Source organism: Pseudomonas sp. LBUM1662, assembly GCF_059695915.1.
Genome location: NZ_CP166793.1, coordinates 567865 through 582228, shown reverse-complemented (window position 1 = coordinate 582228; position 14364 = coordinate 567865). Strand labels below are relative to the sequence as shown.

The 14364-nt window shown below is 60.1% G+C and carries 11 protein-coding genes; 5 read left to right on the top strand and 6 right to left on the bottom strand.

The window, feature by feature from the left end; translation table 11 throughout:
• Window positions 1-148 precede the first annotated feature (148 nt).
• The 3 genes from ACA049_RS02535 to ACA049_RS02525 are packed head-to-tail and all read left to right on the top strand — an operon-like array spanning window position 149 to window position 3134.
• Window positions 149-1324, top strand: coding sequence for an NAD(P)/FAD-dependent oxidoreductase (locus ACA049_RS02535; protein WP_497332886.1), 1176 nt, complete (start codon window positions 149-151; stop codon window positions 1322-1324).
• Complete coding sequence (locus ACA049_RS02530) at window positions 1321-2133, top strand: aldo/keto reductase (protein WP_497332884.1); 813 nt, start codon at window positions 1321-1323, stop codon at window positions 2131-2133. Before ACA049_RS02535 ends, ACA049_RS02530 begins: the two co-directional genes overlap by 4 nt.
• Window positions 2134-2165: 32 nt before the next feature.
• Window positions 2166-3134 (top strand): metal ABC transporter ATPase, encoded by a 969-nt coding sequence (locus ACA049_RS02525; RefSeq protein WP_497332882.1) that lies wholly within the window; start codon window positions 2166-2168, stop codon window positions 3132-3134.
• A 109-nt stretch (window positions 3135-3243) separates the two neighbouring features.
• On the opposite strand, the gene hldE is transcribed toward ACA049_RS02525, so the two are convergent.
• The gene (gene hldE, locus ACA049_RS02520) at window positions 3244-4668 is read right to left on the bottom strand and encodes a bifunctional D-glycero-beta-D-manno-heptose-7-phosphate kinase/D-glycero-beta-D-manno-heptose 1-phosphate adenylyltransferase HldE (protein ID WP_497332880.1); all 1425 of its coding nucleotides are present in this window, start codon (window positions 4666-4668) and stop codon (window positions 3244-3246) included.
• A gap of 171 nt (window positions 4669-4839) precedes the next feature.
• Window positions 4840-6642: a lipid A export permease/ATP-binding protein MsbA gene (gene msbA, locus ACA049_RS02515; RefSeq protein WP_497332878.1), complete on the bottom strand. Its 1803-nt coding sequence runs from the start codon at window positions 6640-6642 to the stop codon at window positions 4840-4842.
• Between the two features lie 156 nt (window positions 6643-6798).
• On the opposite strand from msbA, the gene ACA049_RS02510 reads away from it, so the two are divergent.
• Entirely contained in the window at window positions 6799-8661 is a 1863-nt protein-coding gene (locus tag ACA049_RS02510) for an O-antigen ligase family protein (protein ID WP_497332876.1), read from the top strand.
• Window positions 8661-9878 carry an acyltransferase family protein gene (locus tag ACA049_RS02505; RefSeq protein WP_497332874.1) on the top strand — a complete coding sequence of 406 codons (1218 nt, stop codon included), beginning with the start codon at window positions 8661-8663 and terminating at the stop codon, window positions 9876-9878. Before ACA049_RS02510 ends, ACA049_RS02505 begins: the two co-directional genes overlap by 1 nt.
• Window positions 9879-9960: 82 nt before the next feature.
• Here the strand turns inward: ACA049_RS02505 and ACA049_RS02500 are convergent, their stop codons facing one another.
• From ACA049_RS02500 to ACA049_RS02485, 4 genes are read right to left on the bottom strand one after another with little or no spacing between them, the layout of a single operon-like run.
• Complete coding sequence (locus ACA049_RS02500) at window positions 9961-10845, bottom strand: glycosyltransferase (protein ID WP_497332872.1); 885 nt, start codon at window positions 10843-10845, stop codon at window positions 9961-9963.
• Window positions 10842-11996: a glycosyltransferase family 4 protein gene (locus ACA049_RS02495; RefSeq protein WP_497332870.1), complete on the bottom strand. Its 1155-nt coding sequence runs from the start codon at window positions 11994-11996 to the stop codon at window positions 10842-10844. The genes ACA049_RS02500 and ACA049_RS02495 overlap by 4 nt, the downstream gene beginning before the upstream one ends.
• Window positions 11993-12877, bottom strand: a complete 885-nt coding sequence (locus ACA049_RS02490) for a DUF6625 family protein (protein WP_497332868.1) — start codon at window positions 12875-12877, stop codon at window positions 11993-11995. The genes ACA049_RS02495 and ACA049_RS02490 overlap by 4 nt, the downstream gene beginning before the upstream one ends.
• Before the next feature lie 53 nt (window positions 12878-12930).
• Window positions 12931-14364, bottom strand: coding sequence for a PIG-L family deacetylase (locus ACA049_RS02485; protein ID WP_497332866.1), 1434 nt, complete (start codon window positions 14362-14364; stop codon window positions 12931-12933).

Below are 14364 nucleotides of genomic sequence, written 5' to 3'. Positions count from 1 at the left end.
ATATCAACTGACACGCCCTCTTCGCGAGCAAGTCGAATCGTCGCACCGCCGCTCCCACAGGTTTTGCGCCGCCCTGTTGATCGCCAGCAAAACCTCCAATCTTTGAGTCTGTATACTGCGCCCTCGTCTTGAACACTGAGGTCGCTGCATGCCATCCGTTATTTCCACCGACGTTCTGATTGTCGGCGCTGGTGTCGCTGGCCTCTGGCTGAATGCGCGCCTGCGCCGCCAGGGTTTTTCGACCGTGCTGGTGGAAAGCGCCAGCCTCGGCGGCGGACAGAGCGTGAAGTCCCAGGGCATCATCCACGGCGGCGCCAAGTACGCATTGCATGGCGCCCTGACCGGTGCCTCGGAAGCCATCGCCGACATGCCGCGCCGCTGGCGTGAAGCGTTGGCCGGCGACGGCGAACTGGATCTGTCCGGCGTGCGCCTGCTATCCGAAGCGCATTACCTCTGGTCCCCGGGCACGATCGCCGGCAACCTCACCAGTTTCTTCGCCAGCAAAGCAGTGCGCGGCCGTGTCGATCAGGTCAAGGGCGACCAACTGCCGCCGGCCCTGCAAGACAAACGTTTCAAGGGCAAAGTGTACCGATTGGCAGAACTGGTGATCGACGTGCCGAGCCTGATCCAGCGCCTGGCCGATCTGGCGGGTGATGGCCTGCTCGCAGGCCAGAAGATCGAACCGTTGCTGGAAGGTGGCGTGCTGGTGGGCCTGAAGGTCGACGAGCGCGAGATCCGCGCCCAGCGCATCGTACTCAGCGCCGGTGCCGGCACGGCGGCGTTGCTCGAAGCACTGGGGCTGAGCCAGCCCGCCATGCAACGCCGGCCGTTGCACATGATCATCGCCAAAGGCCCAAGCCTCAAACCTCTGTACGCCCACTGCCTGGGCGGCGGCACCAAGCCGCGCCTGACCGTGACGACGCATCCGGCCGCCGATGGCCAATGGGTCTGGTACATGGGCGGCGATATCGCCGAAGCCGAAGGGGTTGCCCGCGAACCGGCCGAGCAAATCGCCACCGCGCAGAAAGAACTCGGCCAGTTGCTGCCATGGATCGACCTGAGTACCGCGCAATGGGCGACTTTACGCGTGGATCGCGCCGAACCGCTGCAATCGGGACTGACTCGCCCTGACAATGCATTCCTTGCCGAAGAAGGCCGGCTGCTGGTGGGCTGGCCAACCAAACTGGCGCTGGCGCCGGACTTCGCCGACCGGGTCATCGCGTCTTTGCAGCGCGACGGCATCCAGCCAAGCCATCCGGCGCCGCTGCCCGAGCTGCCAAAACCACCTATTTGCGTTCCAGCCTGGGAGCAACTGCTGCCATGAGCGTAAAAACCCTGCACGACCTGCACCGCCCCTTGGGCAGCACTGGCCTGCTGGTGTCGCCGCTGGGCCTGGGCACGGTAAAACTGGGACGCGACCAAGGGGTGAAATACCCCAACGGCTTCCAGATTCCCGGCGATGACGAAGCGCGCATGCTGCTCAAACTCGCGCGAGACATGGGCATTAACCTGATCGACACCGCCCCGGCTTACGGTCGTAGCGAAGAACGCCTCGGCCCGCTGTTGCGTGGTCAGCGTGAGGAGTGGGTGATCGTCAGCAAGGTCGGCGAAGAATTTGCCGACGGCCAGTCGAGCCACGACTTCAGCGCCGCCCACACTCGACGTTCCGTGGAGCGCAGCCTGCAACGCCTGGAAACGGATGTTATCGACCTGGTGCTGGTGCACTCTGACGGCAACGACCTGGCGATCCTCAATGACAGCGAGGTCTACGCGACCCTCGCCGCGCTGAAGGCCGAAGGCAAGATTCGCGGCTTCGGTTTTTCCGGCAAAACTGTAGAAGGGGGTTTGAAGGCTCTGGAACAAGGTGATTGCGCCATGGTCACCTACAATCTGAACGAACAGAACGAGAAGCCTGTCATTGACTATGCTGCTGCTCACGGTAAAGCCATTCTGGTCAAGAAAGCCCTCGCCAGCGGTCACGTCTGCCTGAGTCCGGGCGTGGACCCGGTGCGCGCCAGCTTTGAGTTGTTGTTTGAACATCCGGGTGTTGCCAGTGCTATTGTCGGGACCATCAATCCGCTGCACCTCGCCCACAACGTCGCGACCGTTGCCCAGGTCCTACGTAGAAACTGATGCCGCCCACGCGGCCTTAAGCAGGAGCCGACATGCCGCGTACGCTCATAAGAAAGAACCCGAGCAACTTCAAGACCCTGCCGTTGTACGTCGAAGCGACTCCCGAAGGCTTGAGCTACCAGAGCGTCGGGATGCCGCTCAATTTCTCCCAGACCCTGCAACGTCGCCGCCCGGTGACGGTGCCCGACACTGAGCGGTTCGCTCTGGAGCTGGCTAACCTCGGGGTTTCGGTGCGCCTGACCCTGCATTGGCAGAATCGCGATTACTGGGTGCTGGTGCGTCAGCGCCGGCAAGACCGTGGCGATGTGGTGCTCAAGTTGATCTCCGGTTACGTACCGGCCCACGAGCTGAACCTGCCGCTGCACACGGCGATCCAGGAGATTGCCGAAGAGTGCCTGCTGGAAACCCCGGAAGGCTGGCTCGGCGGACGCTTCAATGACACCTGGCTGCCGGCACCCTACTCGTCCGCGCTGCATTATCGCGAGGCGCTGCCCTTTCGCCTGACGCCGCTGTCCGGCGCCGCGCGGCCGGTGCGTTGCGCCAAGATGCAGTTGATCGAACGGCCTCGGGCTTACGTGCATTTGCCGACGGCCTCGTTGCAATTGATCTATGACTTGCGCCTGGACGTGCCCAAGGAAGCCAAGTCCTTGAGCCTGTTTCATGTCGATGAGCGGCTGGAAGGCGATCAACTGGTGGCCCGGCTTGATCGCAAACGCCCCGATTTGTATTTGATGCCATTGCAGGACGGCCAGCCGATGGCCGAGCTGTACACCTTGAAGAAGGATCAGTTGTACCCGGCGAGTACGCGCGGATTGTATCTGGCGGAGAGTTTTGCCCAGCAGGAAGGATGGCTGGTGCGGGACGAGCGGATTCGCTGGAAGGATTGGGTGCGGCAGCAGGGGTTGAGTCCGCCGGGGAAAGACTCGGGTTTGGCGCGGTTGCGTGGGAAGGCGAAGCTGCTGCTGAAGAAAATTGTGCCGCGTAAGAAAGTCAGCTCTTAAAAGCAAAGATCAAAAGATCGCAGCCTCGTTTTACTCGACAGCTCCTACATTGGAATGCGATTCCCTGTAGGAGCTGTCGAGTGAAACGAGGCTGCGATCTTTTACGGCATCACTCGGATTTGCGGATCTTCTCGACAATTGCGGTCGTCGAGCTGTTTTCCACCAGCCCCAGCACTTTCACGGTCCCGCCGTAAGCGGTGACGATGTCCGCTCCGACCACTTGGTCGATCCCGTAATCCCCGCCCTTGACCAACACATCCGGCTTGACCTCGCGCAGCAGGTTTTCCGGAGTGCCTTCAGGGAAGCTGATAACCCAATCCACCGCGCCCAGACCCGCCAGTACGGCCATGCGACGGTCGACGCTGTTGATCGGACGTCCCGGCCCTTTCAGGCGGCTCACCGAAGCATCGTCGTTGACCGCGACAATCAGACGATCGCCTTGGGCGCGTGCCTGCTCGAGGTAGGTCACGTGGCCGGCGTGCAAGATGTCGAAGCAGCCGTTGGTGAAAACGATCTTCTCTTTATGCGCACGCGCATCGTCGACCGCCAGCAACAACTGCTCAAGCCCCAGCACACCGCGCTCGGAGCCTTCTTCGCGCTGGATGGCGCGACGCAGCTCCGGGGCGCTGATCGCCGCCGTACCGAGTTTGCCGACCACGATGCCCGCCGCCAGGTTGGCCAGGGCCACCGCGTGAGGCAGTTCTTCACCCGCGGCAATCGCCGCCGCCAGCGTGGAAATCACCGTGTCGCCGGCACCGGTCACGTCGAACACTTCACGGGCTCGGGCCGGCAGGTGCAGCGCCGGATGATCCGGGCGCAACAAGGTCATGCCGTGCTCGCCACGGGTCACCAGCAACGCGCCGAGGTCGAGGTCGTGCATCAACTGCGCGCCCTTGCTCACCAGCTCGTGTTCATCGGCGCAACCGCCAACGATGGTTTCAAACTCGCTGAGGTTCGGCGTGATCAGGCTCGCACCCCGGTAGATCGAGAAATCCTTGCCCTTGGGATCGGCCAGCACCGGAATGCCACGGGCACGAGCGGCCTGGATCAGCACCTGATGGTTTTTCAACGCGCCTTTGCCGTAGTCGGACAGCACCAGCACTTTGATGCCTTCGAGCAACTCGTCGACTTGCTCCCCAAGTGCGAGGGCGTCGGTGGCGAAGGGTTCTTCGAAGTCGATACGCAGCAATTGCTGGTGACGGCTCATGACCCGCAGCTTGACGATGGTCGGCTGGTGCGCGATGCGCTGGAACAATGCGCGTACGCCAGCGCCTTTAAGGCTGTTGGCCAGGCTGTCGGCAGCTTCGTCATCGCCGGTCACGCCGACCAGCGAGGCCGGTGCGCCGAGGGCGGCAATGTTCAACGCAACGTTGGCGGCACCGCCCGGGCGGTCCTCGATTTGCTCGACCTTGACGACCGGTACTGGCGCCTCAGGGGAAATCCGTGAGGTACCACCATGCCAGTAACGGTCGAGCATGACATCGCCGACCACCAAGACAGGGGCTTGATCGAATCGCGGCATGGACAACTTCATGGAGCAACCCACATACAAAATGAACAGGGGCGCGATATTACCACAGGGTTGGCGCTGGCTTGTGCGACGGCTGCAACGGGATGATTCGGCAATCAAAACTGGTCGTTTTTTGATCAGAAATGCCGATAACCTATAAATCACCGGGCGCATTGCACGCCCGGTGAACAAGGGTCAGGCGATGTCTTCCGCCGGGGCGTCGAGGCCCATGGCATTCAGTCGGGCGTAGTAGCCGTTGTGCGCCAGCAGTTCGGCATGGGTGCCGCGCTCTACGATCCGGCCCTGGTCCATGACCAGAATCAGGTCTGCCTTCTCGATGGTCGACAAGCGGTGAGCGATCACCAGGGTGGTCCGGCCTTTCATGACCTGGTCCAGCGCTGCCTGAATATGCCGCTCGGACTCGGTATCGAGGGCCGACGTGGCTTCGTCGAGAATCAGCAGCGGAGCGTTCTTCAACAGCGCACGGGCGATCGCCAGGCGCTGGCGCTGACCGCCGGACAACAACACGCCGTTCTCGCCGACCTGGGTGTCCAGGCCTTCGGGCAACTGCGCGATGAAGTCCATCGCATAGGCGTCTCTTGCGGCTTTTTCGATGTCTTCACGCGGCGCGCCAGCCAGATCGCCGTAAGCAATGTTATTGGCCACGGTGTCGCTGAACAGGGTCACGTGCTGGGTCACCTGGGCGATGTGCTTGCGCAGGTTCAGCAGTTTGTACTGCTCCACTTCAACGCCATCGATCAGGATCTCGCCCTTGTCGTGGTGATAGAAGCGCGGAATCAGGTTGGCCAGCGTCGACTTGCCGCTGCCCGAACGCCCGACCAGCGCCACCATTTGCCCCGGTTCGACCGAGAAACTGATGTCGTCGAGGACCTGGCGATCGGTATCGGGGTAGGTGAAGCTCAGGTTGCGCACGTCCAGACGACCGCTGACGGCATCGCGCTCAACGGTGCCCGTATCGATTTCAGGCGCGACGTCCAGTTGCTCGAAGATGCTCTCGGCACCGGCCACGCCTTTCTGGATGGTCGAGCTGACTTCGGACAATTGACGGATCGGCTTGGGCAGCAGGCCGGCCAGGGTGATGTAGGCGACCATGTCACCGGCCGACGCATCGCCGCGCAGGTACAGCACCAGGAACATCAGCACCGCCATGGCGCTGTAGATCACCAGTTGCAGCAACGGCGTGTAGATGGCGCCGGTACGGGTCATGCGCAGTTGCTTGTCGGTGTTGCCCTGACTGGCATCGTAGAAGCGTTTTTCTTCGTAGACTTCACCGCCGAAGCTGCGCACCACGCGATAGCCCTGGATGGTTTCCGACGCCACGTGCGTCACATCGCCCATGGCCAGCTGGATTTTCTTGCTCTGCTTGCGGAATTTCTTGCTGGCGGTACGCACCATCACGGCGATCAACGGCAGGATCGCAACCATCACCAGGGTCAGCTTCCAGTTCATGAACAGCAGCGAGGCGAACAGGAAGATCACCGTCATGCCTTCACGGATTACGACCTTGATCGCATCTGTGGCCGCCCCGGTGACCATCGTCACGTTGAAGGTGATACGCGAAATCAGATGACCCGAGTTATGCTTGTCGAAATATCGATTAGGCAGAACCAGCAGGTTGTTGAACAACTGCACACGCAAATCATGCACCAGCCCGAGGGAAACCTTGGCCAGGAAGTAGTTGCCCAGATAAGATCCCAGCCCCTGCCATGCGGCGATCAGGATGATCAGCAACGGCACCGCCTGCAGCAGTTGCAGGTCACGCAGGTAAGGCACGGTTGGAAACAGCACCGCCTCGGGGTTGGACAAGCCGTCGACGAAATACTTGAGGATGTAGCCGAGCATTGGCTGCGTCGAAGCGAAAATCAGAAATCCGACGATGCTGATCAGAAACAGACTGATATAAGGCCGGACATAGCCGAGCAGGCGGAAGTAGATTTTCAAGCTCGAAGGGCTTGCGGAGAGACTGGAGTCGGTCATATCACGCGAATGTCGATAAAAAGGACGCTGACTTTAGCACAGCTTCCTCAGGGTTCTGGCAATCGCATAAAGGCTGTTATTGTTACGCGTCAGATTAAGTATCAAATAGCCATCGCCTCAAAATGGCCGATCAACTTCAGGATTGAATCTCTCAGCATGCAACTCAGCGGTTTCAATAGCGTGTCCAATCGAGTCTTCGATTTCATTTGCCTCTGGATTCTTCCACTCGGCTATCTTCTGCTCCTGTGCGCACTTTTTTTCCTGCCGGGGCGAAGTCTGCATCACAAGCTTTTTTATGGGCTGTTCAGCATTCCTGCCCTGATTGCCCTTTGTTTGCGGCCTCGTGAACTCAAGGAATTGCTGCGCGAACCGATCTTCGTCGCCGTGCTGCTGTTCGCAGCCTGGGCGCTGCTGAGTCTATGCTGGGGCCCTGAAAGCAAAAGCATTGCCGGTCAGTTCAAGCCGCCGCTGCATACCTTGCTGCTGTTTGCGGGTTGCTACCTGCTGGTGCGCTACCGAAGCGAAATCCTCCAGCCGCTGCTGTTTAGCGCCGCAATGGTGGGTCTGATCGGCACGGTTTACGATTTGTTCATGTTCACCCGAGTCTACGAGCCCGGATTGCGCCTTGTCGGCGGCGGTGCCTTCGACAATCCATTGCTCAGCTCTCACATATTCGGCTTTTTCTGCGCGTATTGGCTGAGCTATAGCATGACCTGCAAACGTCGGCAGATGCTCTGGCTGAGCATCCCGGCGATGGCCGTGATGTTCGCCGCAGTCATTGCGACCGGCTCCAGAACACCGCTTGTTGCACTGACCATGGCCTCGCTGTGGTTGAGTGCCATTTGTTGGGGCCGTCGCTCGCTAGTACTGCTGGGCGCCCTTGCCGTCGCCGGAGCGCTAGTAATACTCATGTTTTCGCAGATGATCATTCTGCGAGGCGATTCCTATCGTTTCGAAATCTGGCAGATGGTGTTCAGTAAAATCGCCGATCATCCGTGGATTGGTCATGGTTATAACGCCAGCCTGACCGTCGATCCCGGTGTCGGTTATAACCTGCAGGAACCTCACAGCTTCGCCTTGGGCGTGCTCTATTACGTCGGTATTCTCGGTTTGTTGCCGTGGTTGTTTTTCCAGGCCTGGGGATTATTGAGCAGCTGGCGCCATCGCGTACAACCGCTGTTCATCATTGCGTCCGCCTGGCTGGTGTTCGGCATTGGCGCTGGTTTGACCGAAGGTGGCGGGATCATTTCCCGACCGAAGGAACACTGGTTCCTGCTGTGGATTCCACTGGCGCTGATCGCCGCGCTGAGCATCAACCAACGCGCCAGACGCCTGCTGGCAATACCTGTCAAGACGCTCGCGCCGACCGGTCAACAGCAGTTGACCGCCGACGCGAAGATCATTGAAGAAGATGGCCTGGGCCCCAAAGTCCTGCGCCTGGTCGATGGTAGCTTCCTCAAGCTGTTCCGCCGCCGTCGCTGGTACACCTCGGGCAGCTTCAACCCCTATTCCGAACGCTTTGCGGTCAACAGCGAGCAATTGCGCAACCTGGGTATTCCAACGCCGCAGATCCTGAACCTGTACCGGCTAGACGATGGCAGCAGCGCCGTGCACTACTCGCCACTGCCGGGCAACACGCTGCGTCAGGTGCTGCAAGGCATTACCGCGCCAGCAGTGCGTCAGGCGCTGGTGGAACGTTTTGGCAAGTTCATGGCTCAACTGCATGAGCAAGGTGTCTATTTCCGCTCGCTGCATCTGGGTAACGTGCTGGTGCTGGAAGATGGCGAGTTCGGCCTGATCGATGTGGCTGACATGCGCATCTATCCTTCGTCGCTGAGCCTGTCCCTGCGTCAGCGTAATCTGCGCCATATGCAGCGCTACACAGTGGATAAGCGCTGGTTGTTCGAAGACCATTTCGAAGCGTTGCTCCAGGGGTACGCCATGACGGCGTCAAAATCCGCTGTCGATAACCTGCACAGGCAAGTGCTGACCGGGAGTTCCCCGGCCCGGGCTCACTGATGACCGAAACCAACCCGTTCATTGCGCTGGCAGCCTATCTGCTGGCCATCGTGACCGCCGCCCTGTTGTTGCGCGCCGTTCCGAAAATTGCCCGCCACCTGGAGCATTCCGGCGAGAGCCGCTATGCCAGCATTGATGGACTGCGTGGCTATCTGGCGTTTGGTGTGTTCGTGCACCATTCGGTCATTACCTGGATCTTCCTGCGCACGGGTGTTATCGAGTTTCCGCCGAGCAACTTCTACTCCCAGCTTGGCCAAGGCAGCGTCGCACTGTTTTTCATGATCACCGGCTTCCTTTTCTGGAATCGATTGCTCACTCAGGGACGTCAACACGACTGGCTGGCCTTCGCTATCTCTCGTGTGTTTCGCCTTTACCCGTTGTACTTGCCGTTGATGCTGATTGTCTTTGTCACGGTGTTCTATCTGCAGAACTGGGAACTCAAGGAGCCCGGCATCCGCCTGGCCGGGCAGATCCTGGCATGGCTGACCTTCGACCGGCCGGACGTCAACCAGTACCACCAGACCGGCATGCTGATCTCCAACGTCACCTGGACGCTGGGCTACGAGGTGTTTTTCTATCTGGCGTTGCCATTGGCAGGCATGGTCTTCATCTATCGCGGCAGCTGGGTGCAAGTGGTGCTGTGCCTGATCGGCATTTACGCGCTGTACCAGTTGGTCGGCTGGGAGCACTCGCTGAAGAAGCACTTTCTGGCGAGCTTCCTTGGCGGCATCGGTGCGGCGTACTGGATTCGCCGGCCCCGCTTGATGGCCTGGGGTCAGACACGACTGGCGGGGACTATCGCGTTGCTGGCGCTGGCGATTGCATTTACGGCATTCAGCCGCGCGTTCAACCTGCTGCCACTTTTGCTGCTTTCCTTGTTTTTTGTCATCGTGGCCTCAGGAAACACCCTGTTCGGCGCTCTCAAGCCACGCAGCATCCGCTGGCTCGGGGAAATCAGCTACAGCACCTACTTGCTGCATGGCTTCGTGCTTTGGGTGATGGTGCAACGCCTGCCGTTGGTGCTGCACCTGGACGCTCGTGACACCTGGACCTATCTGTCGCTGATTGCCGTGTGCACGTGCCTGCTGATTGTCATCAGCAGCCTGACGTTCTTGTACATAGAGAAGCCAGGCATGGCGGCCGGCAAGAAGGTCTTGCAGTGGCTGCGCCAGGGCAAAAAGGCCGACAAGGGCCTGGCGGAAAAGATCGCTCGTTGAACTGAAGCTGATAGCACCCTATGTAGCAGATGGCGCAGCCGGACGCAGGCTGCGCTAGCTGCTACACCGATCGCGTTCGACCTTAGTCTTTTTCCAGCGGCGAGAAGTAAAGTCGCCCCAGACCGCGCCAGGTCTTCTTGTTCCAGGCTCTGAACGGGATCTGCGCCAGCAGCTCGCGGGCGAGCTTGCGGTCACGGTTGGCGGTCTTGAGGAACATCGAACTGAGGAACTTGTAACGCACCTCGTCGTACAGCGGGTGATCGTTGAACAGCGCGTAGGAGCGCAGGATGTTGTCGACCATGAAGCGGTGGTTCTTGTAGGAGTTGGTGGCGTGCTTGCGATAGCGCGCCATCAGCACATTCAGGCCATCGATAAAGTAACCGGCACGGGTCACCTTCAGCTCGATCAGCAAGTCTTCCAGGCGAATGTTCGGATCGAACCCACCCACCTTTTCCAGCGCTTCCCGGCGGATCATCAGGGTCGGCGCGGGTGGATAGGGTTTGCGCTCCAGGAACATGTCATCGAAATCCAGACGACGGAACGGCACATCACGGCGCTGACGCTTCTCCGGATACAGATTGCCGTCGGCGTCGATCAGCTCGATGTTGCCTGCGCAGATGCCGACTTCGGGCTTGCCATCCATGTACGCCACCTGCGTCGCGATTCGCTCCGGCAGCATGATATCGTCGGAACCGAATGGCACGATCAGGCTGCCCTTTGAACGGGCAATGGCGGCATTGAGAGTGTTGGTCAGCCCCTGGTTCTGTTGAACCCGGAAATCAAAACCGTGTTTCTCCTGCAATGCCTTGATGCGCTCGACGCTGTCGTCCTTTGAGCCATCGTCGACCACGAGCAACTCGATGTTCGAATAGGTCTGGTTGAGGGCACTGAGGATGCTTTCCTCGATATAGGGAGCGTGGTTATACGACGCAATGATGACGGATACGAGAGGTTGCGCGTCGCTCATGGTTGTTCCTTGCGGGCCTGTGCCAGGCCGGAGTCGATCAGGTTCAGGTATTCCTGACGAAACACCTCGATGTCGTGTTGTTCCTGGAGATAACGGAAGGACTGTTCGCCCTTGGCCTTGAGCTCGTCATCCGACAGCGCGAGGTAGTTATCCAGCGCCGCGACCAGACTCGGCACGTCCTTCGGTGTAATCGCCAGCCCGCCTGCGCCTTCGATCAGCGGCAACATGGCCGGCACGTTGGAGGCGATCACCGGCAGGTGACCGCTCATGCCTTCGAGCAGCGCCAGCCCCAGGCCTTCAGCCAGGGACGGCATGGTCCAGACGTCGAACGCACGGATGTACTGCAAGGCGATTTCCTTGAAACCCAGCAGGTGTGCGCGACCGGTCAGCCCCAGGCTTTCGATTTCGGCCTTCAGGCGCGACTCTTCGCGGCCGGCACCGATGATCGCCAACTGAGTGTTCGGGTACTTGTCCTTGAGGGCGGCAAACGCCTGCAACAGATAAGTGTGCCCCTTGACCGGCACCAGGCGACCCAGCGCCCCGATCAGGCGCACCGACGGATCGATGCCCAACAACTCGCGGGCACGCTCGCGGCTGTGCTGCAAGCCTTCCGCCTGCTCGATGTCGATGGCGTTGGTGATGGCGTAGGTGTTCTGGTCGGTGAAACCGCAGTCGCAGTCCAGCAGGTACTGTTTGACCGCCGGCGACACACCGACGAAGCGCCAGTGCCGATCGATCAGCCGCTGGGTCTGGCGGCGCCGGTAAAACCGGTCGTACTCGCCAAAACCGTGGGAAATGCCGATGCACAACGGGACTTTCAACCAGCGGTTGAGCGTCAGCATCATGTTCACCGGTTTGAAGCGGTTACAAATCACCACGTCGAATTTTTCCGCGCGGCAAAACTTGTACAGCGTCCACATCGCGCGCAGGCGCATGCCCTTGAGGGACTTGTCGGAAAACTCGAAATACACCGAACGGTCGGCCCGGCTCACAGCCTCGCCCGGCCCAGGCTTGCCACGCAGGAACGCCGCCGTGACCTCATAGCGATCACTTGGCAGCGCCTTGACGATCTGCTCCGCGAGGTCGGCAAAATCATGGGCTTTGACGTTGTAGTCAGGCTGCAATTGCAGAACCTTTGACCGTTGACTCATAAATCTCCCCGGTGAAAACCTGTCGCATCGATGACCCAGGCCGGTTCGGCGGCGATGCGCCTGACCTCGGCTGGATCGGGTGGAGGCAACCGTGACCACTCGTTGCGTTTCCAGCAAACAAAGTGGAAGTACGGAAACCGGCGATCGCCATCGCGATCATTACTCAAACTGCCATTACGCCAATACCAGTGATGCGGAAAATCATCCGTGCCGTCGTGCCACTTGATGCAGCCACCCGGCGTGCTGAACGCCTCGGTGAACTCGCTGCGCCGACGCCACGGATTGAGCTTGCCCACCAAGGTGAACAAAGGCTCGGGGAAATTCTTGCGCCAGAGGAAGATCCGACTGAATGCGCCCTCATCCAGCGCGTGGTGCGCCTGATCGGTAAAGCGCTTTCGCCAGTCCTTCATCTGCATGAACAACTCACGCTTGCGGGCGTTGTTGCGCATCAGGCAGAGATGCCCTGCGACCCGTCGCTCGTGAGTCGAAAACAGGTCATAACCGGCCAGCCGATCAGGGGTGAAGTAACTTCGCAGGTCACCATACACCAGATCAATATCGCCGAACCCCCAGAAGTCATAGCCTTGCAAGCGGTCGACATGAATATGCCCCAGCGCCGGCTTGATGTCGCAGAGCTTGTAAGCCGCATCCGGCGCAAAGTCGATATCCAGCCGTTGTGACACCAGCCCGCAGTAATCACGGAACGTCATGCACTCGACCGTGACGTTGGGTGGCAGATTCTCGGGCGTGCCACAGTCGCTGAACAGCAACCAGTCGATATCGGCGTTGCGACGACAACTCTCCAGGAAAAACGGCATCCAGAACGGCCATTGGCCGAAATACGGGATCAGAAAAACAATGCGCGGGCGTGGGTTGATCACAGAAGAATCACTGCAGTGGATTAAGACGCGGCCATGCTAGGCCGCGAAGTGCTTCATTTCTGCTGTCGAGATGTTTCACCATGCTTCAACAGCCATAACAACTCATGGCGTCTGACCGCTTTGCGAAAAAATTCGTTCTCGCCATAAAGGGGCGGCACCCTACGGGCCAGCAGCCGTTGTATCGACCGACGCAAACGTCGCTTGAACGGCATGGGCGGTTGCAGGTCGTGCATCATGCCCAGCGCCATGGCTTTGTCACGCTGAAGATCCAGCGACAGCGGCAGGCAACAAGGCTGCATCGGCGTGGTCGAGTCGAAGGCCGGCGGCAGCGCAATGCCGTGCCCCGCATCGCCCATCGGCCAGCGATCGTTATCGTGCAGGTGATTGGCGTAGCCAAGCAAGGTGGTCGGCTGCCACTCCAGGCCTCTCAAGGCTTCGAGGACCGCTTGCTGGGCGCAGAGGTGATCAGGATGTGGATCGAGCGTCGGGTGCGGCAGCACGATCACTTCAGGGCGCGCGCGCAACAACAGCTCACGCAGATCGGCCAGCAGGTTGTTCCAGGTCGGTGCACCGTCGACGTCGCCCGGCAAGGCAAATGGATTCAACTGGCGATACACGCGGGTGTCGCTCAACTCGGCTTCACGCGAGCCCATCGGCTGCGCCGGTGCGGCTTGCATCGCCGCCAGTTGCAGGCAGAAATAACCCAGCTGCACGCAATGCGCTTCAGGCACGCCCGCCCAACGCGGCACGGCGATGCTGTCCCAGGCGCGCAAGCGGCCCTTGAGGCGCGCCGCTTCGGCCTTGTTCAGGCCCAGTTGTTGATAGTGTTCGGCTTCGATTTCACCGGCGGTGAGGGTCACGATCCAGGCTTCATCGGCCTGGCTGTACAAACCATAGGCGGCCAGTTCGGCGTCGTCGGCGTGGGGCGCGATCACCATCACTCGCTGACGGCGATAATCCGGTTGCTCCAGCGCCCACAGCACCGGCTCGCCGAGCAAGCGGCAGAAGCGTCCGTGGAGGCGCAACTCGCCCCGCGACAACACTTGCGCCTGACCGCTGAGGTTCAAATAACGCAGGCCATTCACACCGCGCTCAAACGTCTGTCGATCCGGATTTTCGCCACCCAGCAATTCAACCACCGGGTCGATAAAGCGCCCCAGCCACGTACTTTTTACCCGCAACGCCAACACCAGCGTTGCGTCGTCGACCAGCATCACGCCTTCGTCCAGACGCAAACGCTCACCGTCCAGATGCACCTTGGGCTGCGGAGCGTAAGGCGGAAAGCTGTAGTGGTAATCGTCTTTGGGCGAGTAGAACAGGTGATCGGCGAACCAGGCCTCGTGGGCAATCCAGCCCAGCACCGCCAGCACCAGCGGCAACCACCAGGCCACCAGCACGCCAATGACAATCAACAGCACCAGCGCGATCAACAGGCCGATGCGTTTGTTGCGCCGATGGCGCTTGAGCAGTTGCTGTTTGCGGCTCAT